This window comes from Armatimonadota bacterium (assembly GCA_017993055.1).
Classification (GTDB): Bacteria; Armatimonadota; UBA5829; order DTJY01; family DTJY01; genus JAGONM01.
This window is the reverse complement of record JAGONM010000002.1, coordinates 44,064-69,980: the sequence shown is the minus strand read 5'-3', so window position 1 is coordinate 69,980 and position 25,917 is coordinate 44,064. Positions and strand designations below refer to the sequence as shown.

Below are 25,917 nucleotides of genomic sequence, written 5' to 3'. Positions count from 1 at the left end.
GTTTCCTTCCTATGAGACGCGCATCGCGTCAGCCGCTCGGCTGCGGTTTAGGGCCGCCCCCTTCAGGTTTCTGATCGCCGCCCGGTTTCGCAGCGGCGGGCGGGGCGTCGGTCTTGTTCTCACCGATCGAGAGAGCGAACTGCAGGCCGTTCTTCTCCAGCACGATCAACTGCGGGCTGACCGTCATCACCCGGTAGCCGAAAGCGCTCTGACCCTGGCTCACGTAGCGCCACTCCTTGGTCTGCAGGTTCTCGATCAGTGCCTGCTCGACGCCCCCTATTCTCACCGAACCCGTGAACGCGACGTTCTTCCTGGTCTCGTCAATGTTGCCCATCGGGGCGACCGGCATCGGCGGCAGAACCGGAGAGGGTGCCGGGGTCGGCCTCGTCGCGCCGGAGGCGCCCCTCGACTGGTTGCCGCCCGACGCGGCCGAAGCGCCGACGTTCACGGCCTGAAAGAGATTCCTCTGCGCGATGACGGCATAGGGATCGCCGACTTGGGGGCGGACCTCGGGCGCCGCGGCGCCTGCCTTCTTCTCATCAACGGTGACCCTGACGCCGCCGGCTCTCTGCGAGGCGGGCGTGAGTTCTTCCCGCCCCGGAGGCGCGGCGGCCATTCGGCTCACTGCGTAGACCAACCCGGCCAGCACGACCACCATGGCGGCCACGGCATAGGCCGCCTTACGGGGAGTTATCTCCGTCGTGCGCAGGCGTTCGAGCATGCTCATTTCGCACCTCCACCGGCTTCCTTTGGAGCGCGGCGAATGCCCATCGTCTGTGCATCCATCCCATCCGACGACGGCGCGGCTCTGCTGCCTGTCCGCACTTCACCCGCGTCGGATTTGCCGTTCTTCGCCCTTGCCGGCTTCTCCGGACGAGTTGACGTGGTTTCCTCAGAACGCGGGCGTTCCGAACGATCGGGCTTCGCCATGGGTCTGACGGGGGACCTTGCCTCCGGCGGACTCGAGGCCGATCTTGCAGCGGGCCTCGCGACGGGTGCGACCGACCCCTTCGCCTGCTGGTTGGCGGCCTCAGGTTTGTCCGGCTCCGTCGTCTCAGGTTTGGCAGCGAACCTCTCCGTCTTCTTCACGGGGAGGGACGCCCGGCGTCTGACGACCGGCGCGTTCTGATCGAGCACGACGAACGAGGCGACGGTCATGTTTATCTGCAGCCCGCTGTCCCCGTCCTGAGCCTGCCGAACCTCGAGTCGCTCTACATCCAGGAGAGGTCTCGAATTGCGTACGTCCCTCAGAACCTCCGTCAGCCGCCGAAGGTCGGTCTGAAGCGCGACTCTCATCGGGAACTTGCGTATGTTCCAGTTGACGACCATCGGCTCGGGCTGGATATTCTCGGCCTTGAGACCGTTGGCCTGCACGATCCCGTTGACCTGTGCCATCATGTACGGCATCTGGTCGCTCCACGAGCAGGTGGACATCCGGCCGCCCAGCCTCAGCGAGAACTCGTCGTACTCGCTGCTCCACTTCCTGCGGTTCTCGAGGTTGCGTCGCGCATCCGCGAGGACCTGGTTCTGCGCGCGTATCTCGCGCCCAAGCCTCGACGCCGTCACCTGCTGAGCCACGACTGCGGCCAGCAGGACGGCGACAACCGCGCCAAGGATGATCGCCGCTATCGAATAAGTGCTTCTCTTGCTCTGGTTCATTGCACCACTATCCCCGTCGTCTGTCCGCCCCCACGCCGCGCGCCGCCGGTCGAGTCCGTGCCTCCCGCCGACTTGCGCTCCGGTAGGGAGCATGTGATCTGAAACTCATAGGTCTGCCCGCTCTTCGCCAGGCTGGAGAAGTCCAGCGTCACATCCTTGAAGAGCCCGAGCTGGTTCAACATGTCCACAGAATCCGCGATCGCGGAGTTGGACAGCCCCGACCCCTTGAGCACCAGCGTCTTCCCTCGCTGCGAGGCGAACTCGGTGAGCCAGATTCCCCTCGGCAGGACCTCGCTGATCCGGCGCAGAAGCTCGAGCGGGGACACCTTGTCTTCTTCGATATCCCTGACCATCCGGCCGACGTTGGCCGCCCCGACGCGAAGGTCCGGGCCTGCTCTCTGAATCTCCTGCCTGACTAACCCCACCTCGGACCTGATCAGGTTGAGCTCCGCCGACCTCTCCGCGATGCCGGAGCGACCCGCGAGAAGTGCCGCCAGCAGCGCCAGCGCCACCGCGCCCAATGAGGAGAGGGTGATCAGCTGCCGCCGCCTGCGCGCGCGCTCCTCCGAGCGATGGTGTGGCATCAGGTTGATGCCATCGGTCCCTGAGAACCCGGACAGCGCCAGCCCGGTGGCCGCCGCGAACGCCGCCGGGCTCTCCTTCATGCTGTGGCCCACGACGAGACTCGTCTCCAGCCCCCGCCAGGGATCGCCGATACTCACGTGAAGCCCGGTCCGTCTTGACAGATCCTCCGCTACTGCGGGCACGTCGGCTATCTCGCCGACGATCACGGCCTGCCTGGGCCGCTGATCCGACTCCTTCGATGGCACGGACACCGCGGACCGCCTCATCTCGAGCGCAAGCGACTCGGCCCAGGCCTCGACGGAAGACGACCCAGCGCCGTCCTCGCTCGGGCTTATGTGGGCCAAACCGCGCGCCCTCACAGCGTCTTCCCCGTCATCGAGACAGACCCCGAGATCCTGTGCGAACGCCTGCGAGAGGCCGTCGCGGCCGACGCGCACCGTGCGGCATGCCGTCAATCTGCCCGCCTGCACTATGCAGAGGTCGGTCCACTGCGCTCCTATCTGAGCCACCAGTACCGATTCCTCGTCGCTAAGGTCAAGCGCCCCGACAGCCGCCGGCGCGGATATAAGGATGGCGTCGGGAGAGAGCCCCGCCCGCTCCAGATCACCGAGCCACTGCTCGACGTCCGACCTGCGCGCGCCGCCGATGATCAGGTGGCACATCGCATCGTCCTCTGCAGAGACGACCGCGTAGTCCCAGACCACATCGGCCAGAGGCAGAGGAATCTGCGACTCGGCCTCGAAGCGGGCCATCCGGGCCATGTCAGCCGGCTTGGCCCTCGGAATCCGGGCGAACTTCACCGAGCAGAGGTGGGTCGGAAGCGACGCCGCCGCGCGCGCGGGCTGAGTCTCCGTATCCATGACAAACTGCCTCAGCGCCGCCGAGCGGTCGCCGTCCTCCGACAGCGATATGCGCGCGGCCTGCGTTACCTCGATCCCGCCCCCGGCGCGGCGCAGTTCCACGACCTTGATCTCCCCGGCGCCGATGTCAACGCCGATAGATGTCTTTGAACCCAATATCGTCATAGTTCACTCCCGCCAGTATCTGAACTGCGCCTCCGAGTCCGACGCGTCTACCACGCAGACTATCGTGCTGGATATCCGGCTCTTCTCGAGATGGCCGGTCGCCGTAATGCGATACACTCTGGAACGCACCGTCAGGTTGTCCGCCGCCTGGGAGAAGGCCGTGTCCGTCACGCCCGCCACGTCCAGTATCTTGCCCACATCCTCGAACGGTCCGTTCGACTGCCGGTATTCGACTATCTCCCGCGCGATGCTCTGGTCCATTCCCGGGACAGCGGCCAGCACCTCTACCGCAGCGGTGTTGGCGTTCACCAAACCCTCGACCGCGCCCCCTCGGTCGCCGGAGCGGACCGTGATCCGGTCGTAGATTCGGCTCACCTTGTCCCGCCCGAGGTCACGCACCCTGATGATGTCCCCGGCGCTCCGGAAACTCCGCCTGTTGCGGCGGGATATTATAGCGTCAACGTCCTCTTCGGTAAGCACGTCCCTGAACGCGCGAAGAAGCTGTTCTCTGCCCGCCGTCTGGACGTTGATCCGCTGTTCGCCGTCAACGGACGTGTCCTCGTCGTGCGAATACACCGTGAGAAGATCGGCCAGCGTCTTCCCCTGCATGCCGGCCGGCGAACCGAGCAGTTCCTCGTCGATCTCCTTTACCAGAAGCAGTTCCCTCACAGTGTCGAACGGCCGGTTCTTACAGCGATACGGCTCGGGAAGGCCCGAGTAGTGCTGCGTTTCCGCGCCGAGCGGCAGCGGCTGATCGTTCTGATCCCGCCAGTCCATGATGCACTCGGCAGCTCCCCTACTCCCGAAGAGGCTCTCCAGCATGCCGCGGCCTGCCGAGTTGATGTTCAGCCCCCCCGCCTCGTCCTCGATCACCACCTGGTAAGAGGCATCGCCGAGATCAATGTCATCCTGGGCGGATTCCAGCGTCAACCCGGTTTCTCCCAGATAGGTGTTGGGCTCGGCCTTCAGCCGCTCGATCTCGACGAGCGCCCGATTGATCGCCGCGCGGGCCGCCCATCGGCACTGCACCAACCCGCTGAAGTTGTGCGAGATCTGCGCTTCCGTTCTGGCCATCAGACCGACCCCGACCGCCAGCACCACCAGCGCGGCCAGTATCCAGAGCGTCGTGACCAGCGCGAGCCCCCGGCGATCACTCAGCATTTCTTTCCTCCGGAGCGGGCTGCCCGGGCTGCCCGGCGGCGGCGTTCACGATATTCGCGGTGCAGGCCGTCATGACAGCCCCTCCGCCCTCCCGATCCGGCTTCAGAGTCATCTCGACGCGAACCGCCGTCGGCAACCCGTCGCGCTGGAGCCACTCGTCTACCCACTCGTCAGTCTCACCATCCAGGTACTTGCAGTTGAACGCTACCACGAGCGTCGAGAGTTCCACCGGGTCGGGCTCCGCGTCGCTCACCGCCAGCCCCGGGCGCGGATCCACCTGGACGAAGAAACCGGTCGGCTCGCCGTCGGAGTTGGTCCGAAGGGTATATGTGACCCTCCGGATATCTCCCGCCGGACCCTCCGCGGGTATCAGGCTGTCGGCCGATGTCAGGAACGAGAGCCGATCGCACTGAATCGCCGACGCGCTGCCCTCGGTGTTCTCGCCCTCCAGGCTGCTATACTGTTCGCCCGACTGGCTGCACGCGCAGGTAAGTTCCCTGTTGATCTGGGCCAGAAGCACCCGTGCAGTCTGGTTCAGGTCGGACCGCTCTTCGGCCACGGCCGCACTCGACGTGGCGGCCCGGTACGTGCCGTAGATGGAGCCGATGACGATGGTCAGGATCACAAGCGACACCATCGTCTCGATCAGAGTGAAGCCCGACCGAACGCGCACTCGCGAGAAAATCAGTCTCATCGCGGGGCCTCCGGCAAGTTCGGCTCTCCCTCCGACGAGGCATCCGTGGACGACGGCCGCATGCAGGTGATCAGACGGTAGAACTTCTTCCGACCGCCCGAATCGCGCAGCACTCGTATCTCGACTCGATAGAGGTTCGCCTGGGACCCCTGCACGATCTCAGCCTCCCAAGAGTACCAAGGGATATCCGTGCCGAACGTGCCGGTCAGACGCCCGGCCGCCAGATCGGGCCGGCGGTCCAGCTCGCACGCGACCTGCTGGGCCAGCAGCGCCATCTCGGAGTTCGTCTCGGCCGCTTTGCATGTCAAGGTGCTGGACGAGAATGCCTGAAGCACTCCCACGATGCCTATCGCCAGAATCGCCATCGCGACCAAGAGCTCGAGCATCGTGAAGCCGCCCCGCCTACTGCGGGGTCCGGGTATCTGATGTCGGATAGGCATTCCCCACGTCCGGTTCTATCTCACAGCGGCCGGTGATCGCGTCCACGGTGATCCGCCGCTGCCGTTCCTTCGTGTCCCGTATCACAACCGTCGCCGTTTCGGACTTCCCGACCTCGGTAAAGGCGATATAACTCTCTTGCTCGTCCGTTCCGGGCTTTTCTATTGCCGCTATGCTCAACCCGTTCGGTAGTCTCCGGTATCTTCCGACCGACGTGGTGACCGGCGTCAGGACTTTCTCATCCTTGTCGTCCAGGGCCGCCGCTTCGACTACCAGGCCGTTCTCCTGCAGGTCGAAGGCCACCCTGGCCTCGGTCTGATGCGCAACCGCGTAACTGCGCGCGTACTTCAGCATCGAGACGACGATGCGGCTGCCGGATCGAAGCCTGGCGTCGCTGAGCGCCGGCGACATCGAGACGACCACGACCACGCTCATCAGCACGACGATAACCAGCACGACCATAAGTTCTATGGTCGTGAAGCCTCTATTGATCCCAGTTCGTGATGTCGGCATCGGTGCCCGTGCCGCCTTCTCTGCCGTCCCGACCGAGCGAGTAGAGATCGTATGAGTCCGGGTTCTGCCGCCCCGGGCACTCGTACACATACGCGCGGTTCCAAGGGTCCGCAGGTACAGCCTTCTTGATGTAGGGACCGTTCCAGTTCAACAGGTCGTCTGCGGACGGCTTGACCCGCAGCGCTTCGAGACCCTCCTCGGTGAGCGGGTAACGGTTGCAGTGCACTTGAAACTGGTCGAGTGCGTTGCCGATGCTCTCGATATCCGCAATCGCCTTCGCGTGCCGCGCTTCCTCCACCCTCTTCGTGACGGCTACAGTGACGACACTCGCCAGGAGGACGAGTATGACCATCACCACCAGCAGCTCGAGCAGAGTGAAACCTCGCCTGCTCCTCAGTCTCAGACTCAGACAGTTCAGCAACATCGTATAACCTCGGCTTTCAACTGATCGGCTCACCCCGCGTTGGCCGGACAAAAATCACCCGTCAACCCGCCGCGAGGTTGAGCTGGAATACCGGGAGAAGCATCGCCATGATGATGAAGGCGATAGTGCCACCCACCGTGATGATAATCAAAGGTTCCAGCAACGAGACCAGGCTCTTCAGCGACGCATCCACCTCAACATCGTAGGAGTTTGCCACTGTCAGAAGCGTGCCCTGAAGGTCGCCGGTCTCCTCGCCGACCCCGACCATGTGCGTGAGCAGCGGCGGAAACACGCCCGTGTCCTTCAGGCGCTGGGCGAAGCTCTCCCCCTCTCTCATGCCCTCCCGCACGGCATCGGCCCCGCGCGCAAGCACCTCGTTGCCGACCACCTCGCGCACCACGACCATCGAATCGAGCAGCGGGACGCCGCCTTTGAGCAGCGTTGCCGTAGTTCTCGCGAACCTCGAAACCGCTGACTTCAGCCCGAGCTTGCCGAAGAGCGGAATCTTGATCCTCCATCCGTCCACCACCAGGCGCCCGCGGGGGCTGCGTCCATATTCCCTGAACCCTATCACTATCAGCGCCAGCGATCCGATGATCAGCCACCACCATCGAGTGAGAAAACCGGACACGCCGAGCATGATCACCGTCGGCATCGGCAGCGCCTGATCGAACTCTTCGAAGATCACCACGAACCTCGGCACGACGAGCGTCACCAGAAGGAACACTGATATGACACCCACGGTTACGAGCAGAGTCGGATACGCAAGGGCGCTCCTTATCTGCAGGCGGCGGGTCTGCTCCCTCTCGAGATAATCGGCCAGCCACTGCAGGACCTCGGACAACTGGCCGCTCGCCTCGCCGGCCTTCACCATGCTGACGTACAGCGGCGGGAAGACCTTCGTGTGCGCGCTCATGGACTCCCACAGCGCTTTGCCGCCCTGCACGTCCTGCTGCATGCGGAGCATGACGGAGCGAAGCCGCGGACTCTCGGTGTGCTCGGTCAGCGCCGCGAAAGTGCGCATTAGCGGAAGCCCGCCGGCCACCAGATTCGCAAGTTGGCGGCTGAACACCGTCAGTTCGCCGCTGCCGACTCCTCCGACCAAAGAGGGGCTACCCGCATCCGCCGAGGCGTCAGCGGCCCGGTCTTCGCGGCCCGCGCGAACCAACACCGGAAAGAGCCCCATGCCCTTTACCTGAGCAACGGCCGCCCGTTCATCGTCCGCGACGATCCGGCCGGCCATGTGATGCCCGCCACTATCCAGAGCCTTGTAGAAGTAGTTCGGCAAGTCGTCAGTCGTCAGTCCGTCGTCTCGAGCTCATCCTGTTGCGTCGCGCGAACGACCTCCTCGACGGTCGTGAGGCCCGCGAGCACCTTCGCCCATCCGTCATGCCTCAGGGTCGTCATTCCGTGATCGCAAGCCGAGTCACGAATCGCACCCGCAGGCGCACGGCTCAGCACCAGAGATCTGATGCGGTCGTCCACGACGAGCACCTCAAAGATACCCGTTCGACCCTTGTACCCCCGGTACTTGCACTGCTCGCAGCCTCTACCCTTGTACAGGACGCGAGACCCCGCGAGTTCGGCCTCTTCCTGCCGCAGCTTCGACAGCACTTCGTCGGCATCCCGACGGGGCTCGCGGCAGTTCGGGCAGATCAGGCGGACAAGGCGTTGACCGACGACCGCCTCAACCGACGACGCCACCAGGTACGGCTCCACGTCCATCTCGAGCAGGCGCGTCACGGCCCCGGCGGCGTCGTTCGTGTGCAGGGTGCTGAAGACGAGGTGCCCCGTTAGCGCGGAGTGGATGGCGATCTCGGCCGTCTCGGGGTCGCGTATCTCGCCGACCATGATTATATCGGGATCCTGCCGCAGGATATGGCGCAGGCCGTTGGCAAACGTTAGTCCGATGCGTGCGTGCACCTGTATCTGGTTGACGCCGTCGAGTTGGTACTCGACGGGGTCCTCTATGGTGATGATCTTCTTCTCAGGCGAGTAAGCCCTCTGCAGCGCGCCGTAGAGCGTAGTCGTCTTCCCGCTGCCAGTGGGCCCGGTCGCCAGTATCATCCCGTGCGGCAACGTGATCAGCTTCTCGATGCGTCTGAAGTCGGTTTCGAGCATCCCGACCTTCTCCAGGCTGTAGCTCATAGCGCTGCGGTCGAGCAGGCGGAGAACCACGCTCTCGCCGTAGAGAGTCGGCACAGTGGAGACGCGGATGTCAATCTCGCGACCGCCTATCTTGGTCTTGATGCGGCCGTCCTGAGGAAGCCGCCGTTCCGCGATGTCGAGGTTCGACATGATCTTGAGGCGGGAAATGATGGCCGACTGAAGGCGCTTCGGGGGCGTCGAGATTTCATGGAGCATGCCGTCTATCCGGTAGCGGACGCGGAGACCCTTTTCGAACGGCTCGACGTGGACATCGCTCGCGCGCTCCTGCACGGCCTGGCGGAGGATCAGGTTGACCAGCTTGATGACGGTCGCTTCCTTCGCCATTCGTTCGAGGTCGCCGATCTCATCCTGAGAATCCTCGAGAATCTGCACTTCCTCGTCGGCAGTATCGGCGATCATGCGCCGCATGTAGTGCTCCTCGACAAGGCGGCGGATGTCTTGAGGGTCGGCGAAGAGCAGGTCAACGGAGAGCCCGGTCACCATCCGGATGTCGTCCGCAGCGGAGACGTTGAACGGGTCGGCGACGGCCACGCGTATCGTCGAGTCGTGTACGCTCAGAGGAAGCGCCTGATGGCGGTATGCAAGTTCCGCGGGGATCAGCGATATGACATCGGGATTGAGATCGCCCTCCCTGATGTCCACGAGATCGCCGCCCGCCTGCATCGCGATGGCTTCCTGGACCTTCTCCGGGGTGCAGAACCCAAGGTTCACGACCACTTCCCCGAGAAGCTGTCCTGTATCGCGTTGCACGGCCAGGGCCTGGCGCAACTGCTCGTCGCTAAGCGGCACTCGTTCTTGCAGAATCTCAGCAATTCGCATCGCTATCTCTCGGACCGTTCGGTCGAAGTATCGAGCGGTCCCGGCAAGGGAATGACACAGTCAGTGGAGGCTACGTGAGGACGCGCTCCGGGACGCATACTGAGTCCCGCACGCGATCGAGAAACTTCGCCCACGAGTCGTGCACCAAGGGTTAGACGCGCCGCCGATAGAGAATGTTGCCTCTCCCCGGCTCGAAATCCTGCCCGAGCCGCCATATATGTGACCCCTACGCCGTGCATTCTCTTCAAAAAAGCTGCCGCGCGGTGCATGCTATCCTTCCGGGCTGGGTAAGAACACTTAGGGCTGGTCGCGAATCCGCGACACTAATCAGCCGCAGGAGGAAACATGCCTATACGATCCGCGACGGCCGAATGGAGAGGAAACCTTCGCGAGGGAAACGGCAAGATGAAGCTGGAGGCTTGGGAGGGCCCGTACAGCTTCGCCTCGCGTTTCGAGCAGGGAACGGGAACGAACCCCGAAGAACTGATCGCGGGCGCCCACGCAGGGTGCTTCAGCATGGCATTCTCGGCAGTTCTGGAAGCGGCCGGATTCACCCCGAACCGCGTTCACACGACGGCGAGAGTCACCGTCGAGAAGGACGGCGACGGTTTCAGCATCACGAAGAGCCATCTCATCACCGAGGCCGACGTGCCCAGCATTGACGAAGCCGCGTTCCAGAAACACGCAAACGAGGCCAAGGCCGGATGCCCGGTGTCGAGGGCGCTTGCCGGAGTCGAGATAACGCTGGAGGCGAGAAGAACCTGACAGATGGACGCAGCAGGGAGATCGCGGGGCAGATGCCTGCGGTCTCCCTGCCATTCGTCGGAGGCCGTCACCAAGGCTTCGAGGAGCGACCCGCTCTCTTCGCGCATCGCCGGGGACTTGCGAATCGGCCGGCCCTCGGGGTCATCGAGACCCCAGTCCTCACTCGCCACCAGGACCGCCGGGCATGCTGCCTCCTCGGCCTCGTCCGGGTTCACCCCGCAACCCATGGGAGAGTTGAGGTGCGCGCACGCACATCGCTGTGCCGGCATCCGCGCACGAAGGGAACGGCGGTGGCTCCAGTGAACATGATGATTCGGAGGGCGAGCCACATGACTAGAGACGGCATGACACGGCGGGATTTCATCAAGCGGACGGCAGCGATGTCCGCAGGACTGGCACTGGGAGGTAGAGCATTGGCGGACGCGGCGAGGTCTCATGACGGGCCGAATATCGTCTTCGTGTTCAGCGATCAGCAGCGGTGGGACACCCTCGGGTGTTACGGTCAGAAACTGCCGCTCACCCCTAACCTCGACAAGATGGCGGCAGAGGGAGTGCGGTTCGAGAACGCCTTCACCTGCCAGCCGGTGTGTGGGCCCGCCCGGGCGGCGCTTCAGACCGGGAAGTACCCGACGGAGACGGGCTGCTTCACGAACAACCGCGCGCTCCCACTGGACGAGAAGACGCTGGCACACTACCTGGCCGGCGCGGGATACGAGGTCGGGTACGTCGGAAAGTGGCACCTCGCCTCATCGAAGGACGAGAGCTATCGGGACCGGGGAGTGCCGCCCGAGAGAAGGGGCGGGTACAAGGATTTCTGGGTGGCCTCGGACGTGCTGGAGTTCACCTCACACAGCTACGACGGCCACATGTTCGACGCGAGAGGAGAGAGAGTCGAGTTTCCCAAAGACAGGTACCGCGTTGACTGCGTGACCGACCACGCGATTGACTTTCTGCGAGGGAGGAGCCTGGAGAAGCCGTTCTTCCTGTTCGTCTCCTACATAGAACCGCACCACCAGAACGACAACAACCGCTTCGAGGGGCCTAAGGGCTCGAAGGAGCGGTGGAAGGACTACGAGACCCCCGGCGATCTGGAAGGAACGGAGGGCGACTGGCGGGAGAACTTCCCGGACTACCTGGGATGCTGCAACAGCCTCGACCGCAACCTCGGCCGCATACGCGCCGAGCTCTCGCGCCTGGGTATCGAAGAAGACACACTAGTCATATACACCAGCGACCACGCCTGCCACTTCCGAACCCGAAACGCGGAGTACAAGCGGGCATGCCACGACAACTCGATCCGCATCCCGATGATCGCCTGCGGTCCGGGGTTCTCGGGCGGCACGGTGGTAACGGAACTCGCAAGCCTGATCGACATGCCGCCGACGATCCTCGCGGCCGCCGGGGTGACCCCTCCGGCGCACATGAGGGGACAGGCGCTTCAGTCTCTCGCCGACGACATGGAGCCGGACAGGCCGGAGGAGGTGTTCATCCAGATAAGCGAGAGCCAGTGCGGGCGGGCCATTCGCACGAAGAAGTGGAAGTACTCCGTCTACGCGCCCGACAAGACGGGCGGCGACCCGGACAGCGAGATCTACGAGGAGCAGTACCTCTACGATCTGGAGACAGATCCCCACGAGCGGAACAACCTCGTGAGCGACCCGGCGCTCGCCGGTGTGAGGAAGGAACTCTCGGAGACGCTGAAACGCAGAATGGTCGCGGTCGGGGAGAAGGAGCCGGAGATCAGGAGCGCTCCGGGCCAGTCTTGAGGTAGTCCCCGCTGATCATGCCGAAGTGGAGGGCGTCAAGGTATTCGCCATCCTTGAGGAACTCGTGGCGCGCGCATCCCTCCGGCTGGAAGCCGAGCTTCTCGATAACTCTCGCGGACGCCGAGTTCCGGGCGAAGCAGCCGACCGATATGCGCTCGAACCCGAGGTCCTCGAAGCCGAACCGGATCATCCTTCGGGCCGCCTCGGTCACGTATCCCTTGTTCCAGTGCGGCCTGCCGAGCCAGTAGACCAGTTCGGCGTTCATGTGTTCCCAGTTCACGGCCACCAAGCCGCATATGCCGGCGACCTCGCTGCTGTGCCTCAGCACCATAGCGAACACATACCTCTCCCTGTGCCGGTAGGCCACGATGCGCTCACGTATCCAGGGAAGCATCCTCTCCCGGGGATAGGGATGCCGTATGAGCAGGTTCTGTGTGACTTCCGGGTCGTTGAAGATCGGGTAGAGATCGGCCTCATCGGACTCCTCGAGCGGCCGGAGAACCAGCCGCTCCGTTTCGAGTTTCATGGGTCGAGATCCCCTCTGATCACCGCGAAGAGAAGGACGTCGTGGTATTCGCCGCCCTTCCTGACTCCGTGTCGGATGCGGCCCTCCAGGGAGAGGCCCACTTTCTCCAGCACGCGGACAGACGCCTTGTTGCGCTCGAGGCAGTATGCATGCATCCGCTCGAGGCTCAGTTCTTCGAAACCGAACCGGACCATCAAGCGCGCGGCCTCGGTCGCGTATCCCCTGCCCCAGTGCGGTTTTCCGAGCCAGCATCCCATCTCGGCCCTGCCGTGCGCGAGGCAGACGTCGGAGATGCCCGCGCCGCCTATCGGCTGCCCGGTTTCCTTGAGGATTATCGCCATCTGATAGCTCAGCCCGGAGAGCAGGGACTCCCTCGCCTGTCGGATCCAGGGGACGTAGGCATCCTCGGGATAGGGATGCGGTATGGAGAGCGTGTTCAGCGCCACGTCCGGATCGTTGATGAGCGGGTAGAGTGCCTGAGCGTCGGCGTCCTCGATCGGCCGCAGTATGAGTCTCTGGGACTCGAGCTGCAGATGCGTCATTCCAGCCCCATGGCCTTCAGGTTGTGAAAACTGATCGCCAGACTCTCGAACGGGTCGCGCTGGCACACGTCCTGTTCGATTATGTACCATTTGACGCCCGACTTCTTTGCCTCCCCGAGGATTCTCGGCCAGTTGAGATTACCCTCGCCGATCTCCATCATCAACGGCTGGCCGCCTTTGTTGCCCATGTCCTTGAGGTGTATCAGGGGTATGCGCCCCTTGCATCTAGCGACCCACTCCGCGGGATCGCCGCCGCCGTGCTGAATCCAGTAAGTGTCTATTTCAAGGTTGCAGTACTTCGGATCACTCTCGGCGCGCAGTATTTCAAGGCCGACCTTGTCGCCGTACTTCTCCAGTTCGAAGCTGTGATTGTGATAGCTCCAGGTCAGACCGCCGTCCGCGAGCTTCTTCGCCACTTTGGACGCCTCTCTGGCAAACCTGTGATAGCCCTCGGCATTCCGATAATCGGCAGGCAGGCTGGGGACTGCCGGGTGCTTGCAGCCGATGACGTAATGCTCCTCGATTACGGACTCGGGCTCGTTCTTCATCCGCTCGTAGCCGATATGCGTAGAGCAGATCGTCAACCCCTCGCCGTCAACGATCTTGCGCAGTTCGTGCGGGTCAATCGGCCCCATTCCGGAGACCTGTACCGCCTCGTAGCCGATCGCACGAACCTTCTTCATGGTGCGAGCAATGTCCTCGGGGGTCTTGGTGAACTCGCGCAGGGTGTACAACTGCGCGGCAAGCTTTGAGTTGGGCATGGTTCCTCCTCGACGGGCGTGTTCGCTCATTCTCATGTTCAACGCCGACAGCGGGTATCCTTCCCACATACGACGGAAGCGAGTCAGGTCAGGCGGCCGGGCCGAGTGACTTGGCTATCACCTGCTCTGTGACCGGTTCGTCTGACTCGAGCAGACCGTCGCGGAATCGGAGGATGCGCTTGCAGTGCTGCGCGATATCCGGCTCGTGGGTAACGATGATAACGGTCTTGCCCGCTTCATTGAGCTGCTGGAATATAGCCATGATCTCGTTGCTGGTAGCGGTGTCCAGGTTGCCGGTCGGCTCGTCGCCGAAGATCAACGGCGGGTCGTTGACCAGCGCCCGGGCGATCGCCACGCGCTGCTGCTCGCCACCGGAGAGTTCCATCGGCGTATGATGCATTCGCTTGAGCAGCCCGACGGCCTCGATCGCTCGTCTGGGAGCCTGCACATCTCTGTACCCGCCGGAATACATCATCGGCAGGCCGGCATTCTTCAGCGCCGACATCCGAGGCAGCAGGTTGAAACTCTGGAAAACGAACCCGATCTTGCGGTTGCGAATCGCCGCGCGAGCGTTATCGCTCAATCGGCTGACATCCTCGCCATCGAGAATATAGGTGCCCCCCGACGGTTTGTCCAGGCAGCCTATCAGGTTCATCAGAGTGGACTTCCCTGAGCCGGAAGGACCCATGACGGCCACGAACTCCCCGGCCTCCACACGGAACGAGACTCCGTTCAGCGCGGGAACTTCGATACTGCCGATCTTGTATGTTTTCCTCAGATCCTTGACCAGGAGAAGTGACATGAAACACCTTTCGAGTCTGCGGGCAGCAGACTGACCGCGGCCTACGAGTATCTGAGCGCTTCGATAGGGTCAACGGCGGCGGCGCGCGCCGCAGGGTACAGCCCGAAGACGATGCCGACTACCGCTGAGACGCCGAACGCGACGATGACCGCCTGGACTGAGACAACGGTGCTCCAATTCGCGTAGACCGATATTGCCCGCGCGCCCGCGATTCCCAGCCCCACCCCGATCAGGCCGCCGGCGCACGTGATGACCAGCGCTTCCAGCATGAACTGCCGAATGATATCCCAGCGAGTGGCCCCGACGCACCGCCTGACTCCGATCTCCCTCGTTCGCTGAGTGACTGTCGCCAGCATGATGTTCATGATGCCGATCCCGCCGACGAGCAGGGAGATGCTGGCGATCGCAGCCATGACTATGTTGAAGATCCGCTGCGTCTGCTGGCTCTGGCGCAGCAGCTCGGCGGGTATGATGATCTCGTAGTCCCTGATGCCCCGATGCTGGCGGTCGAGGACCGAGCGGATGACGGACGCGGTCGGCACGGTGGCGGCCTCGTTTTCGACCTGAACGATGATCTCAGTAATCGGGCTTTTGTCGAGGCTCGGCCTGTTGCTGAGGCGCCAGGCAATCTGCCTGAGCTTGATGTAATCGGAAGGAATGGACTCCTGAGAGGATACCTGATAATCGGAGAGCGAGATGGTGATCGGTATGTAGACATCCGAGTTCAGGTCGCGCAGGGCGGAGAGCGCCTTAGCCGAACCGATCTCCTTGGCCGCCATGACCCCGATGACCCGGAACAGTTCCTGCCCGATCTTGAGAGTCTGGCCGCGAGCCTCCGAGAATCCGAAAAGCTCTCTCTTGGCGGCCGCGCCGAGGACGCAGACCGCGCGGTTGTCGCTCACGTCCCGCTCGTTGAGGAAGCGGCCGAGTTCCACCTTCGATCGCGTCAGCAACTCATAGCCGGGAATCGTGCCGACCACTTTGACGGAGACTGGGGTATCGCCGACACGCACGTCGGCGAATATCTCGCGCAGGGGAACTACCCGTTTGGCATAGTCGCACACCTGGCGGATACTCTCGCTGTCGGAGAACTTCAGTCCGTAGGGGGAGCGCTCCTGAGCCTTCTCCAGGAGTTCCCCGCTGGTAAGTGCACGCTTGATGTGCACGACGTCAATGCCCATGAGGCGAATCTGCGAGAGAGCTTCCTGTTTCGCACCCTCGCCGATGGAGACCATCGCGATGACGGCCGCGACTCCGAAGATGACGCCGAGCATCGTCAGCATCGAACGCATCTTGTGGGAGAGCAGTTCGGACAACCCCGTTCGTATCGCATCGAGGATTCCCATGCAGCCCCCTACTCGCTCGCGCCGGGGATCGGCGGCGCAGATTTCTTGGTGTTCTTGTCCGCGCCGGGCGCTTTGCTGCCCGCTTCCTGATGCTCCAGATCGCGGGTCGGGTCTCGCAGAGCGATCACCTGTCCGGCCTTGAGCCCCTGGGTAATGCAGATGTGGTTGTCGTTGCTCTTGCCGGTATTGACGGGCACTCTCGTGTATCGGCCGCCTTCTTTGACGTAGACGTATGTCTTCCCGCCCTGCTCGACAACGGATTCGATCGGCACGTAGACAGCCTTGGGGATCTGGTCGCTTATGAACTCCGCGTCAGCGGTCATACCCGGCTTTATGGTGGATGGATCCCTCTCCTGGACTCCGATCACCACCTCGAAATTCTTCTTCCCCGGAGTGCCGCCTTCCCAGGGATTGCTCTCCGTCGCGAGGCTGGATATGCTCTTGACCGATCCGTGGAAGACCTTCTTCGGGACCGCCTCCAGCCGTATGAGCACAGGCATGCCGATCGTTACCTTGGGAGCATCCGCCTCTCCGACCTGGACCTTGACCTGCATGCTCGAGAGGTCGGGAAGCTGACAGAGCATCTGGCGGGGGCTCACGCCGTCGCCCTCCTGGAGAGACCGCCTGCCCCGGCTGCCGTCGTACACCTTCGACAGCACCACGAGCCCGGGCGCCGGAGCACGAATCACCGCGCCGCTCATGCGCTCGCTCTCGCGGTCGAGGGCCATCTTCGCCATCCTGGCCCGGAAGTCCATGTTGCGAATCTCCGCCTGCTTCTGGCTCTCTTTGGACTCGATCTCCTTGACCTTCAGCTTGAGCAGCGCCTCACCTTTCTGCACGGCCAGAGTCTTGGATCTGACGACACCCTCGGCCTGGTCAACCTGCGCGCCGGGGATCAGCTTTTCATCGGCGAGGCGCTTCTTCTTCTCGAGTTCCTGCTCGGCAAGTTTCAGTTCGTTCTTGTCGAACTCCAGTTGAGCCTCAGCCTGGTCCCTATCCGTCCTGTTCGACTCCTGAAGAAGCTCGAACTCCGCTCTCGCCCGATCCACGTCCGCTTCCCTGTTCTCGTACTCCAGAGTCTGATTACGCACGTCGCGCTCCAACTCGCTGGTGTCGAGCACCGCCAGTTCATCGCCCGCCTTTACAACCACGCCTTCGCGAATAAGGGTGATGATCTTGCCGTTGATCTCGGAGTTCACCGCCACCGAGCGCTCGGCGTCCAAGGCGCCGATCTCGTGAAAACTGACAACGAACCTGCCCTCTTTCACCTTGCTGGTGGGAATGTAGACCTCGGTCTTCTTGGGGGTGAAATACTGCCTGTAGATCGGCACGCCCCACGTCCGAGTCGCGAGGACCAATGCCACTACTACCAGTATCCGAGGCACCCAAGTCTTTACATGTCGTTTCATTTCATTACCACCGTAGTCAGGTCTTCGCCCATGGCGTACAGGAGATCGAGCCCGGCGAGATAGAGGTCGGCCCGGGCAGAGAGCACTCCGCTCTCGACGCGCGTCAGAGCATTCTGGGCATCCAGCACTTCGCGGTTCGACCCCTCACCCTCCTCCACCATGCGCTGGGCAAGATGAAGCTGGGTCTGCGCCGCCTCGAGGTTCTGGCTGTATATGTTCAGAGAAGCTTCCGCCGACTGCAGAGAACGATACGCCCGCCGGACTTCCTCCACGACCTGGTCGGCCCTGTAGTCGCGCAGTTCCTTCAGGAGATCGAGCTCGCGCGAAGCGGTATCGCGTGATTCCAGGCCGATTCGCTTGTCGAGCGGGAAGGTGAACTCCACCCCGGCTATGAGCGACCCGGAGTCAAACATGGAAGGAGAAGCCAGACCGGAAGCAGCAGTCCGGGACTGGTAGCCCATGACCGCGTCCAGCCTGGATCGGAGTTCGTCGCTGGCGATGGCCAGCCGCCGCTCCTGGTCCACAAGACGCTGATCGTAGACCGTGAGCTCAGCCCGATTGCCCAGCGCGGCCTTGATTGCGGTGTTGAGATCGGGGAGGTCGCTCATGGCCTCAGGGAGCCTGTCGGTCAACTCAGGAGTGCAACCGATGCCGACTCCGATTGCCAGCATCAACCGGTCCAGAGCGCCCTTGGCGGACTGATGCTGAAGGTTCAGCGTGTCCCTTGTCTGGGCAAGATTGGTTTCGGCCCGGGAGACTTCGATGCCGGTCACGAGTCGGGCCTCCTCGCGCCTGCGCGCTCCGTACAGCGCCTCCTCGGCGATCTTTACCGCCGCTTCCTGAACCTTGATGCGCTCCTGGGCAAGTACGGCCTGGTAGTACGCCTCCACGACCGCTACCACCGTCGCCTGGCGGGAGCGATAGAGCTCCTTACTCTGAATGGCAACTGAACTCCGCGCCCCGAGCAAGAGGTCGGACTTGGAGGAGAGGCGGCCGCTTCCGCTGAGAAGCGGATGGCGAATCGAGAGCCCGATGGACCCGCGCTCGCCGCCGATGCCCAGCGGAGAGAACTCGACAGACGCGCTCGTGCCGAGCAGATTCTCGTATTCGAGGCTGCCGAAGATACTCCCGGATACGCCCGAATCGGTCGGCGAGTCCTCGAAGCGCGTCCGTCCACCAAGACCGTAGGTGGTCTCGAGGCCGGCGACCCTGAGCCGCGACTCCGCCGAGAGATAGCCCTCCTGGGCCTGCCTGAGGCTCGGATTGTCTCCCAAGGCCGTAGAGACCGCATCCCTCAGCGATAGAGTGGAGAGAGGTGACTCCTGAGCGCAAGCCGCGCCGGCCGCAAGCGCCGACGCCACAACCGCCAGTATTATGAAGAAGCGCACTGCCAGATTGCCTTTCCGGTGGAGACGCGAACGTGAACCGAACGCCGCAAGGTATCCGTACCTTAGACGCAGGCTACTCATGTAAAGGTTATCACAAGTCGCGGAAGAAAGGCAATGGGAGAACGAGAGTGGTGAAGCATCCGGCCAGGAGGGCCGCCTCCGGAGCCGGATGCGCAGACTAGACGGCTATCCGCTCGTCGGAGCTGTTGAACGCCACGAGATCGGCGTACTTGATGCCCTTGCCCCCGTAGAGGTCGAGGGCGCTGCCAACGGTGAAGTCGAGCCGGCCGCCGGAGAGGTCCTTGATGAGGAGAACGTCCTCCATGCTGCGGATGCCGCCCGCGTAGGTGATCGCGATGCCGTCCCATCCGCCGAGCTTCTTCACGAGATCCGTGTCAATCCCACTCGCCAGGCCCTCGATGTCCGCAGCGTGGACCAGGAACTCGAAACAGTGTCTCGACAGCATGTCGAGGTTCGCCTCGGTGATCTCGACGTCGGTGAACTTCTGCCAACGGTTGGTGACGATGTAGTAGCGGCCGTCGCGCTTTCGGCAGCTCAGATCGAGTACGAGCTTGTCCCTGCCTACGGACTGCGCCATCCTCGCGAGGTTGTCCATGTTCACATGACCGTCGCGGAATACGTAGGAAGTGACGATGATCGCCGACGCCCCCCTGTCGAGCCATCCGGACGCGTTCTCCGGATTCATCCCGCCGCCGAGCTGAAATGCATTCGGCCATGCCTCGAAGGCGTCCACCGCCGCGGCGGCATTCAGGGGGTCGGAGTCGAGTATTATGATGTGTCCGCCGGTCAGGTTGTCCTCTCTAAACTTGAGGGCATAATAGCCGGCTCGGAACGGAGATCTGAAGTTGGTGACGAGCTTTTCGCCGTCGTCGGTCAGGGTGCCGCCGACGATCTGTTTGACCACTCCGTTGTGAAGGTCAATGCAGGGCCTGAATCTCATGTCGGTCCTTTCTAGTATAGCGGAGCTACCTCTATTGTCGGCACGCGCCCCATGTGTTCCTTAGGTAGTCCGATGGACGAGCAGCTCCGCTTGCGAGCCAGGCCCTAGGACTTCGCCTTCTTCTCCAAGGCGGCGAAGAACTCGTTCATCCGACTGTGCCACCGCTCCGCGCGGGGATCGTCCCCGGAAGCCTTTGTGTAGAACGGATTGAAGTCCTGGAACATGTTGCGGTCGGGCACTCGCCGCTCGTTTGTGCCGGTCGGGCGATCACCCTGAGGGGGTCTCGGAGCCTGCATGCCGTCCCGGGGCGGGCGCGGGACCTGTAGGCCGTCCGGTGGGCGCTGGGCAGGACGGTCGCCCGAACCGGACTGAGGTCTCCTCGGGGTCATCGCCTCGAGCTGGTCGGCTGTGAGCACCTTCGTCAAGGTATTCAGAGCCTTCTCTGCCTCGACCTCGGGCAGCTTGGGCTTCGACCTGAGCGGCGTCAGGATCGCAAGCACCTTTTTGGCCTGCTCGGGCGTGAGGGCGTTCTTGCCGCTCATCTCCAGCATGCCGATGCCCATCGCCACCCGCATCAACTGCATGGACGCCATCCGCCTGGGGGCTTCCGGGCGCTTCGGCCCGACGGCCTTAGCAGTCTGCTTCTTGTCAGCCGGCTTCCTCGCATCGGCGGCAGGCTTCTCGGCCCTCTTATCGGCCGGCTTCTCGAGCTTCTCGTCCGCGGGCTGCTTCCGCCGGTCGGCCTCGGGCTTGCCTTCCACCGCCGGCTCCCCGGCGGGCGGCTGTTCGACCGAAGACACCTCCGGCTCGACGGCCTGATGAGGCGGCGCGGGTTTCTTCGACATCAACGTGACGGCAGCGAATCCAACCACCGCCGCCAGCAACAACAGAATGATCACCAACGCTCGCTTGTTCACTATCGTCTTCCTCTCCGGGATCGGGGGATCCGAGCATATATTAGCGCATTCGAGGAGATCTGGGAAGATGCTATCTTGCGAAGCGGCGATTCTCAGAGCCTCCCGCGAAGCGCCGTCGCAAGAGCGGCATATTCCGCAGAGGACAAGTGCGCCTTGTCGGGAAGCATGTCCCAGGCAGGCCAACCCCAGCCAGGATCGTCGGCGTAGCGGGGGATTATATGGGCGTGCACGTGCGGCACTATGTTGCCCAGAATCTCGTAGTTGAGCTTGGCCGGATTGCAGACCGCCCGGATAGCGTGCCCTACCCTCGCGATGTCTTCGATGAGCGCCGCCCGCTCCTCGGAAGTCAGATCGTCCAACTCCACGGCATGCCTCTTCAGAACGAGGACGCAGTATCCCCGAAAGGTCGCGCTCGGCTGAAGATATGCACGAGTCACGCTCCCATCCAGCACCATCTCGCAGCCGTGGGACGGGTTCTTGCACAGCGGGCAGTTCGTGCCTTCGATCTTGTCCAGCCACTCACTATCCATTGTCTGCCTCCGCCATCTTCGCCAGCATCTCGAGGATCTTCGGGGCGCCGTTCTTGACCATCGCCTGCACGCCGTGAAGACCGTGGGCGGCCGAGGCATGGATGCGCGGGTCCTCGCCGCCGATGCCCTGGACCTTCATGTCGAGTTCGCCTTCCTGATCGAGGCGGCTGAGATCGACCGACTCCGGGTGGAAGAGCATCATGTACGAGGTCTCGGTCGCGCCGGCGTGGTCGCCCTTGATGCCGTCGGGCAGCGTCATCTCGTAGTCGGGGAACGCCCAGCAGACGCACGCTTTCTGACTGTCATTGAACCCGGCGGCGACGTCCTTCAGGACCTTCTGGTGCTCGGCGCCGTAGTGGCCCATCAGGATGACGATGACCTTGAACCCCTCGTCGAGGAGCTGGGCGAGGTACTCCTGTGCCAGCAGCCGGACGCACTCCGGGGTGAAGTCGAGGGTTGCGTCGAACCCTGCGTGGGGCTTCATCGTCTGGGTGCCGCAGTATATCTGCGGGAAGACGATCCCGCCGGTCTCGGCACAGAGGGCCATGCAGAGCCCGTGGGCCTTGAGCGTGTCGAGGCCGAGCGGGTTGTGCAGCCCGTGCCATTCGTGAGCGCCCCAGGGGAGGTAGGCAATCGGGACGGTCGCCTTGATCGCGCGGTATTCTTCGGGTTTGGTGAACTCGTATCTCATAGACTCATACTCCTACTCGAAATCCTGCTGTCATCTCCCGATTCCGCGCCGCACCCGGTGTTCCCTTCGTCGGGTATAGGTTCACGAGGGGTTGACTCGGTCGGCCGAACGGGGTATGCTGTCTGCAGGAAAGATCGTTCCGCATTATTCGCGAGGAGGTCTCTGCCATGGGTGACAAGTCACCGAAGAAAGAAAACAAGTCGCAACCGAAGAAGGATCTCAAGGAGAAGCGCAAGGAGAAGCAGGAGAAGAAGGCGGCGAAGGGCGCGCTCTAGGCCTCTGACCCGCTCCGCGGACGCGCGTTTGCCAGTCTGCACGCAAGTCACACTGTCGGGCCCCGAGCTGCACGAGTCGGGGCCTTTTCTGGCAACCGTCCGCGGGACACAGATCACGCTGCAGCAACTCCTGCACGCGACCGACGCGGCCGTCCTCGAGCATCACCTTGATGCCGTGGGGATGATTCGGGCTCTTGGTCAGTATCCGCGCAACCACTCCCTCTGTCAGCGCCCCGGTCGGCTGGTTCTGCTTCTCGACGATCCGCACGCGCTTCCCCGGCGCGATCTCGATTCTGTTCGGTACAGGCATCATCTTCCCCCCATGCACCATTCTCCGATCTTCCCAGCGTGCCCTCTGTGGCTCCGCGGTTCCTTTCGCAGTATGGTAGAATATCCCCATGGTGCGCGATGAGACGAGATGTAACCGGCTGGCGGGCCTCCTGATGAAGAAAGTCAACAGGGCGGTCTATGAGTTCGGCATGATCGAGGACGGCGATCGGGTGGCGGTCGCGCTCTCCGGCGGGAAGGACAGCTTCAGCCTTCTGGAGGTTCTGCGCTACCGTCAGCGGTTCGTGCCGGAGAGGTACTCGGTCATGGCGGTACATGTCGTCGGAGACGCACGAGGTCCCGAGATGCCTCCGTACCCGCAGTTCGAGGAATGGCTGAGGAGTCGAGGGGTCGAGCACCTCATCCGCCCGTCGTTCGTCGCGGAGTATGAGGAGCTTCCGATGTCGTGCGAGCGGTGTACCTGGAACCGACGCCGGACGCTATTCGAGATGGCGAAGGACCTCGGATGCAACCGCGTGGCGTTCGGGCATCACCTCGACGACATGGCGCAGACGGCGCTGCTCAACCTGATCTTCCAGGGGCGGAACGAGACGATGGAGCCGATGAGGGACTACTTCGAAGGTGAGTTGAAGCTGATCCGCCCGCTGATGTACGTTCCCGAGGGCGAGTTGAAGAGGTTCGCCGCCGAGCACGAGTTCCCCGCCCCACCCCCTCCTTGTCCCCGAGGGGAGCACACCCAGCGCGAACGCATGAAGGAACTGCTCGCCGAGATGCAGAGGGAGTGCCGAAAGGTGAAACACAACCTCGTCCGCGCGGCGCTCCGATCTCACTCTCTATAGCTTCCCCTCCAGCAGCCGCTTCTTCGCGTCCATGTAGTAGCAGAAGTTGTCCCAGGAGATGTCCGGCGGGACGGTGTGGTCCACGGTCGGGATGTATCCGCCTTCCTCGATGAGCGGGAGGAGTTCCCTGAGGTGCGCGTCGATCGCCGCCGGTCCCTTCGCGATCTCGCGCTTGTCAACGCCGCCCCAGAGACGCAGGTCGCGCCCGTACTCCTTCCGCACGCGAACCGGGTCCATCCCCGAAGCCCGCTCCAGCGGCCAGTGGACGTCGATCCCCGCGTCCATCATCGCCGGGATCAGCGCGTCCGTCGTGCCGTCGCTGTCGAGTGCGACGTACCTGACGCCGTGCGACTTGAGGAACTCGACCAGGCGCCTGAGCGGCTTCGAGATGAACTCCTTGAACGTCCCCGGCCCGATGAGCGGAGTGCCCTTCCCGGCGAAATCCTCGTTGAGGTTGAAGTAGTCTATGTCCGTCTCCGCGAGGATCGGCCTGGCAACCTCGATGGTGAAATCAGCGTAGAACTCCATCATCTCGTGGCAGAGCAGGGGATCATCGTACCACATGTAGGAGAGGTTCTCGGTGCCGACCCACTCGCGCGCCCGCCAGTAGAACCCGGCGGCATTGCAGTTCCGGGCGAGGATGAGAACGTGCTCGCGGTTCTTCCATCCGGGGACGTTCGCCTTCCAGTCCTGCGGATACCTGGCATCCAGATTCGCCTCGAAGCGCTTCTGCATCTTGCGGAAGTCGGCGAGGTTCTTCACTGGGAAATCGAGGTAGGTGTCCATGCACATCCGGCCGCCGCCGACCGTGCCCTCGATGAGCCCCAGGCGCGTTCGACCTCTCTCGTCCACGATCGTCTCGTACCGCTCGGTCCGCTCGATGAGCTGCGGCTCGTAGAAGGGGATCATGTCGAAGTTCACCGGGATGAACTCGCGCCGGTCGAGGTCGAACGGGCCCGGCCCCTGCCACCAGTCGAAGCGGCCGCCCTCGTGAGGCGCGCCCTCGGCATCCCACCTCGCGATCGTCTGCGGCCATATGCCGAGTTCATGGTTCGGCACCTTGTCCTTCGGCTGATACTCCATTACCGCCAGAAACCGTTCCCGCTCGTTCATCTGTATCTCCCTCGCCTGCCAACTGACCAACGTTGTATGGGACGGATGGGACCGACAGGACATATGCCCAACACCTCTCCAAAACCCCCTTATCCCGCGCCCCCCGTTTGACCTCCTCAGAGGTCTTGCCGATCTCTCGTCGAACAAGAACAGCAAGCACGAATGGAGGCCGATCACATGTTCATAGACATTCACACCCACGTCACCCTGCGGAAGAGAGCCGCCAGACCGGACGGAGGCATCAACGCCACCGTCGAGGAACTCATCTCGATGCTCGACGAGGCCGGGATAGACATGGCCGTCCTTCTCCCGCTCATCAGCCCCGAGCACATAATCCATCAGATGACGACCGACGACATCCTCGACGCCACGGCGATGCATCCCGACCGGTTCATCCCGTTCTGCAACATAGACCCGAGGGCGCTGACGAACTCGCCCGCCGCCGACTTCACGCCGTTATTGGAATACTACAAGTCCGAGGGCTGCAAGGGGATCGGCGAGGTGACCGCCAACCTGCCGTGGGACGACCCACGAGTGGAGAACCTGTTCAGCCACGTCGAGAAGTCGGGCCTGCCGCTGATCTTCCACATCGCGCCACGGTCCGGCGGGTGTTACGGGCTCATTGATGAACTGGGCCTCCCGAAGCTCGAGGGCGCTCTCCAGAAGTTCCCCGACCTGATCTTCCTCGGCCACTCCCAGCCGTTCTGGTCGCACATCAGCGCCGACGTGACGGACGAGAACTGGGGCGGATATCCGAAGGGCCCGGTGACTCCCGGACGCGTGCCCGAGCTTCTGCGCAGATACCCGAACATGTACGGCGACATGTCCGCCGGCAGCGGGTTCAACGCCGTCAGCCGCGACCCGGAGTTCGGCTATGCGTTCATGGAGGAGTTCCAGAACAAGCTGCTCTTCGGGACGGACATCTGCCGTCCGGGCCAGGAGCTTCCTCAGCCCGACTTCCTCCGGCGGATGGTGGCTGAGGGCAGGATCTCCCGCGCCGCCTACGAGAAGATCACCTGGCAGAACGCGAACCGTCTGCTGGGGTTGGGACTGTAGGCGCTGGCCGAGGAATCAGGGAAGAGACCGACGCGCTCATCGTCTCCCGGCCGATCGAGTGTTGCGCGTGATCGCGCCTCCCACGGATGTTCGCCATTTCGCCAAGGCTCATGGGCTCGTTTACGCACGTCCGTCCACCAAAGCGGACGTGCAAACGTTGCCTTCCGTGAAATGCATTTCTGCGGTTGTCCAATCCACGCTCGGAACGTTTGCACAGTTGCAGAATGTATAGTGCAAACGTTTCTGCAAACGTTCATTCGGCGGACCTTCCGCCATTCCGCCAAACACATATGGCGGAAGATTTGGCGGACGTTGTTCAGGAGGCGAAGAGACTCAGCGAGAGGGCCGAGGGCACACCCTTGCGCGGGTGCTGAATCAAGTTCAGCATGACGCGCGTCGCGTCACAGTGAGAGCGTCACCCTGAACTCGTTTCAGGGTCTATCGCCCGCGTGGAT

The 25,917-nt window shown here is 63.0% G+C and carries 27 protein-coding genes; 4 read left to right on the top strand and 23 right to left on the bottom strand.

Annotation, left to right across the window (positions count from 1 at the left end; all coding sequences use genetic code 11):
* Positions 1-28: 28 nt before the first annotated feature.
* From KBC96_01190 to gspE, 10 genes are all read right to left on the bottom strand, one after another.
* Positions 29-727 carry a hypothetical protein gene (locus KBC96_01190; GenBank protein ID MBP6963000.1) on the bottom strand — a complete coding sequence of 233 codons (699 nt, stop codon included), beginning with the start codon at positions 725-727 and terminating at the stop codon, positions 29-31.
* Positions 724-1,659 carry a type 4a pilus biogenesis protein PilO gene (gene pilO / locus KBC96_01185; GenBank protein MBP6962999.1) on the bottom strand — a complete coding sequence of 312 codons (936 nt, stop codon included), beginning with the start codon at positions 1,657-1,659 and terminating at the stop codon, positions 724-726. The genes KBC96_01190 and pilO overlap by 4 nt, the downstream gene beginning before the upstream one ends.
* Complete coding sequence (pilM, locus tag KBC96_01180) at positions 1,656-3,269, bottom strand: pilus assembly protein PilM (GenBank protein ID MBP6962998.1); 1,614 nt, start codon at positions 3,267-3,269, stop codon at positions 1,656-1,658. The genes pilO and pilM overlap by 4 nt, the downstream gene beginning before the upstream one ends.
* Before the next feature lie 3 nt (positions 3,270-3,272).
* Positions 3,273-4,430, bottom strand: coding sequence for a general secretion pathway protein GspK (locus tag KBC96_01175; GenBank protein ID MBP6962997.1), 1,158 nt, complete (start codon positions 4,428-4,430; stop codon positions 3,273-3,275).
* Complete coding sequence (locus KBC96_01170) at positions 4,420-5,124, bottom strand: type II secretion system protein (GenBank protein ID MBP6962996.1); 705 nt, start codon at positions 5,122-5,124, stop codon at positions 4,420-4,422. The genes KBC96_01175 and KBC96_01170 overlap by 11 nt, the downstream gene beginning before the upstream one ends.
* Positions 5,121-5,510 (bottom strand): hypothetical protein, encoded by a 390-nt coding sequence (locus KBC96_01165; protein MBP6962995.1) that lies wholly within the window; start codon positions 5,508-5,510, stop codon positions 5,121-5,123. The genes KBC96_01170 and KBC96_01165 overlap by 4 nt, the downstream gene beginning before the upstream one ends.
* Positions 5,511-5,526: 16 nt before the next feature.
* Complete coding sequence (locus tag KBC96_01160; GenBank protein MBP6962994.1) at positions 5,527-6,075, bottom strand: prepilin-type N-terminal cleavage/methylation domain-containing protein; 549 nt, start codon at positions 6,073-6,075, stop codon at positions 5,527-5,529.
* A complete protein-coding gene (gene gspG, locus KBC96_01155; protein MBP6962993.1) occupies positions 6,047-6,499 on the bottom strand; it encodes a type II secretion system major pseudopilin GspG in 453 nt (150 codons plus the stop codon). The genes KBC96_01160 and gspG overlap by 29 nt, the downstream gene beginning before the upstream one ends.
* Positions 6,500-6,560: 61 nt before the next feature.
* Positions 6,561-7,787 carry a type II secretion system F family protein gene (locus tag KBC96_01150; protein MBP6962992.1) on the bottom strand — a complete coding sequence of 409 codons (1,227 nt, stop codon included), beginning with the start codon at positions 7,785-7,787 and terminating at the stop codon, positions 6,561-6,563.
* Between the two features lie 11 nt (positions 7,788-7,798).
* Positions 7,799-9,487, bottom strand: coding sequence for a type II secretion system ATPase GspE (gene gspE / locus KBC96_01145; GenBank protein ID MBP6962991.1), 1,689 nt, complete (start codon positions 9,485-9,487; stop codon positions 7,799-7,801).
* Positions 9,488-9,832: 345 nt separating this feature from the next.
* Between gspE and KBC96_01140 the strand changes: the two genes are divergently transcribed.
* Entirely contained in the window at positions 9,833-10,252 is a 420-nt protein-coding gene (locus KBC96_01140) for an OsmC family protein (protein MBP6962990.1), read from the top strand.
* A gap of 380 nt (positions 10,253-10,632) precedes the next feature.
* A complete protein-coding gene (locus KBC96_01135; GenBank protein ID MBP6962989.1) occupies positions 10,633-12,018 on the top strand; it encodes a sulfatase-like hydrolase/transferase in 1,386 nt (461 codons plus the stop codon).
* On the opposite strand, the gene KBC96_01130 is transcribed toward KBC96_01135, so the two are convergent.
* From KBC96_01130 to KBC96_01075, 12 genes are all read right to left on the bottom strand, one after another.
* Positions 11,993-12,544, bottom strand: a complete 552-nt coding sequence (locus tag KBC96_01130; protein ID MBP6962988.1) for a GNAT family N-acetyltransferase — start codon at positions 12,542-12,544, stop codon at positions 11,993-11,995. The two genes, KBC96_01135 and KBC96_01130, sit on opposite strands and share 26 nt — an antisense overlap.
* Complete coding sequence (locus tag KBC96_01125) at positions 12,541-13,086, bottom strand: GNAT family N-acetyltransferase (GenBank protein ID MBP6962987.1); 546 nt, start codon at positions 13,084-13,086, stop codon at positions 12,541-12,543. The genes KBC96_01130 and KBC96_01125 overlap by 4 nt, the downstream gene beginning before the upstream one ends.
* Positions 13,083-13,847 carry a sugar phosphate isomerase/epimerase gene (locus KBC96_01120; GenBank protein ID MBP6962986.1) on the bottom strand — a complete coding sequence of 255 codons (765 nt, stop codon included), beginning with the start codon at positions 13,845-13,847 and terminating at the stop codon, positions 13,083-13,085. The genes KBC96_01125 and KBC96_01120 overlap by 4 nt, the downstream gene beginning before the upstream one ends.
* Positions 13,848-13,935: 88 nt before the next feature.
* Complete coding sequence (locus KBC96_01115; GenBank protein MBP6962985.1) at positions 13,936-14,649, bottom strand: ABC transporter ATP-binding protein; 714 nt, start codon at positions 14,647-14,649, stop codon at positions 13,936-13,938.
* A 41-nt stretch (positions 14,650-14,690) separates the two neighbouring features.
* Positions 14,691-15,995, bottom strand: coding sequence for an ABC transporter permease (locus KBC96_01110; protein ID MBP6962984.1), 1,305 nt, complete (start codon positions 15,993-15,995; stop codon positions 14,691-14,693).
* Between the two features lie 8 nt (positions 15,996-16,003).
* The gene (locus KBC96_01105; GenBank protein ID MBP6962983.1) at positions 16,004-17,404 is read right to left on the bottom strand and encodes an efflux RND transporter periplasmic adaptor subunit; all 1,401 of its coding nucleotides are present in this window, start codon (positions 17,402-17,404) and stop codon (positions 16,004-16,006) included.
* Positions 17,401-18,792, bottom strand: coding sequence for a TolC family protein (locus KBC96_01100; GenBank protein ID MBP6962982.1), 1,392 nt, complete (start codon positions 18,790-18,792; stop codon positions 17,401-17,403). Before KBC96_01100 ends, KBC96_01105 begins: the two co-directional genes overlap by 4 nt.
* A gap of 178 nt (positions 18,793-18,970) precedes the next feature.
* On the bottom strand, positions 18,971-19,753 hold the full coding sequence (hisA, locus tag KBC96_01095; GenBank protein ID MBP6962981.1) for a phosphoribosylformimino-5-aminoimidazole carboxamide ribotide isomerase: 783 nt from the start codon (positions 19,751-19,753) through the stop codon (positions 18,971-18,973).
* 104 nt (positions 19,754-19,857) lie between these two features.
* Entirely contained in the window at positions 19,858-20,670 is an 813-nt protein-coding gene (locus tag KBC96_01090; protein ID MBP6962980.1) for a hypothetical protein, read from the bottom strand.
* A 92-nt stretch (positions 20,671-20,762) separates the two neighbouring features.
* Positions 20,763-21,200, bottom strand: coding sequence for an HIT family protein (locus tag KBC96_01085; protein ID MBP6962979.1), 438 nt, complete (start codon positions 21,198-21,200; stop codon positions 20,763-20,765).
* Positions 21,193-21,891 (bottom strand): creatininase family protein, encoded by a 699-nt coding sequence (locus KBC96_01080; protein ID MBP6962978.1) that lies wholly within the window; start codon positions 21,889-21,891, stop codon positions 21,193-21,195. Before KBC96_01080 ends, KBC96_01085 begins: the two co-directional genes overlap by 8 nt.
* 219 nt (positions 21,892-22,110) lie before the next feature.
* Positions 22,111-22,476, bottom strand: coding sequence for a YwbE family protein (locus KBC96_01075; GenBank protein ID MBP6962977.1), 366 nt, complete (start codon positions 22,474-22,476; stop codon positions 22,111-22,113).
* Positions 22,477-22,609: 133 nt separating this feature from the next.
* Here KBC96_01075 and KBC96_01070 point away from each other — a divergent pair, with 133 nt between their 5' ends.
* The gene (locus tag KBC96_01070; protein ID MBP6962976.1) at positions 22,610-23,293 is read left to right on the top strand and encodes a tRNA 2-thiocytidine(32) synthetase TtcA; all 684 of its coding nucleotides are present in this window, start codon (positions 22,610-22,612) and stop codon (positions 23,291-23,293) included.
* On the opposite strand, the gene KBC96_01065 is transcribed toward KBC96_01070, so the two are convergent.
* On the bottom strand, positions 23,288-24,406 hold the full coding sequence (locus KBC96_01065; GenBank protein ID MBP6962975.1) for a hypothetical protein: 1,119 nt from the start codon (positions 24,404-24,406) through the stop codon (positions 23,288-23,290). The two genes, KBC96_01070 and KBC96_01065, sit on opposite strands and share 6 nt — an antisense overlap.
* 177 nt (positions 24,407-24,583) lie before the next feature.
* Here KBC96_01065 and KBC96_01060 point away from each other — a divergent pair, with 177 nt between their 5' ends.
* Positions 24,584-25,462 carry an amidohydrolase family protein gene (locus KBC96_01060; protein ID MBP6962974.1) on the top strand — a complete coding sequence of 293 codons (879 nt, stop codon included), beginning with the start codon at positions 24,584-24,586 and terminating at the stop codon, positions 25,460-25,462.
* Positions 25,463-25,917: the final 455 nt, after the last annotated feature.

What these genes read in the sequence shown, in the direction of transcription:
- KBC96_01190 (MBP6963000.1), bottom strand. Translation starts at nt 727, where the DNA reads ATGAGCATGCTCGAACGCCTGCGCACGACGGAGATAACTCCCCGTAAG.
- pilO (MBP6962999.1), bottom strand. Translation starts at nt 1,659, where the DNA reads ATGAACCAGAGCAAGAGAAGCACTTATTCGATAGCGGCGATCATCCTT.
- pilM (MBP6962998.1), bottom strand. Translation starts at nt 3,269, where the DNA reads ATGACGATATTGGGTTCAAAGACATCTATCGGCGTTGACATCGGCGCC.
- KBC96_01175 (MBP6962997.1), bottom strand. Translation starts at nt 4,430, where the DNA reads ATGCTGAGTGATCGCCGGGGGCTCGCGCTGGTCACGACGCTCTGGATA.
- KBC96_01170 (MBP6962996.1), bottom strand. Translation starts at nt 5,124, where the DNA reads ATGAGACTGATTTTCTCGCGAGTGCGCGTTCGGTCGGGCTTCACTCTG.
- KBC96_01165 (MBP6962995.1), bottom strand. Translation starts at nt 5,510, where the DNA reads ATGCTCGAGCTCTTGGTCGCGATGGCGATTCTGGCGATAGGCATCGTG.
- KBC96_01160 (MBP6962994.1), bottom strand. Translation starts at nt 6,075, where the DNA reads ATGCCGACATCACGAACTGGGATCAATAGAGGCTTCACGACCATAGAA.
- gspG (MBP6962993.1), bottom strand. Translation starts at nt 6,499, where the DNA reads ATGTTGCTGAACTGTCTGAGTCTGAGACTGAGGAGCAGGCGAGGTTTC.
- gspE (MBP6962991.1), bottom strand. Translation starts at nt 9,487, where the DNA reads ATGCGAATTGCTGAGATTCTGCAAGAACGAGTGCCGCTTAGCGACGAG.
- KBC96_01140 (MBP6962990.1), top strand. Translation starts at nt 9,833, where the DNA reads ATGCCTATACGATCCGCGACGGCCGAATGGAGAGGAAACCTTCGCGAG.
- KBC96_01135 (MBP6962989.1), top strand. Translation starts at nt 10,633, where the DNA reads ATGTCCGCAGGACTGGCACTGGGAGGTAGAGCATTGGCGGACGCGGCG.
- KBC96_01130 (MBP6962988.1), bottom strand. Translation starts at nt 12,544, where the DNA reads ATGAAACTCGAAACGGAGCGGCTGGTTCTCCGGCCGCTCGAGGAGTCC.
- KBC96_01125 (MBP6962987.1), bottom strand. Translation starts at nt 13,086, where the DNA reads ATGACGCATCTGCAGCTCGAGTCCCAGAGACTCATACTGCGGCCGATC.
- KBC96_01120 (MBP6962986.1), bottom strand. Translation starts at nt 13,847, where the DNA reads ATGCCCAACTCAAAGCTTGCCGCGCAGTTGTACACCCTGCGCGAGTTC.
- KBC96_01115 (MBP6962985.1), bottom strand. Translation starts at nt 14,649, where the DNA reads ATGTCACTTCTCCTGGTCAAGGATCTGAGGAAAACATACAAGATCGGC.
- KBC96_01110 (MBP6962984.1), bottom strand. Translation starts at nt 15,995, where the DNA reads ATGGGAATCCTCGATGCGATACGAACGGGGTTGTCCGAACTGCTCTCC.
- KBC96_01105 (MBP6962983.1), bottom strand. Translation starts at nt 17,404, where the DNA reads ATGAAACGACATGTAAAGACTTGGGTGCCTCGGATACTGGTAGTAGTG.
- hisA (MBP6962981.1), bottom strand. Translation starts at nt 19,753, where the DNA reads ATGAGATTCAGGCCCTGCATTGACCTTCACAACGGAGTGGTCAAACAG.
- KBC96_01085 (MBP6962979.1), bottom strand. Translation starts at nt 21,200, where the DNA reads ATGGATAGTGAGTGGCTGGACAAGATCGAAGGCACGAACTGCCCGCTG.
- KBC96_01080 (MBP6962978.1), bottom strand. Translation starts at nt 21,891, where the DNA reads ATGAGATACGAGTTCACCAAACCCGAAGAATACCGCGCGATCAAGGCG.
- KBC96_01075 (MBP6962977.1), bottom strand. Translation starts at nt 22,476, where the DNA reads ATGCCTGTACCGAACAGAATCGAGATCGCGCCGGGGAAGCGCGTGCGG.
- KBC96_01070 (MBP6962976.1), top strand. Translation starts at nt 22,610, where the DNA reads ATGAAGAAAGTCAACAGGGCGGTCTATGAGTTCGGCATGATCGAGGAC.
- KBC96_01065 (MBP6962975.1), bottom strand. Translation starts at nt 24,406, where the DNA reads ATGAACGAGCGGGAACGGTTTCTGGCGGTAATGGAGTATCAGCCGAAG.
- KBC96_01060 (MBP6962974.1), top strand. Translation starts at nt 24,584, where the DNA reads ATGTTCATAGACATTCACACCCACGTCACCCTGCGGAAGAGAGCCGCC.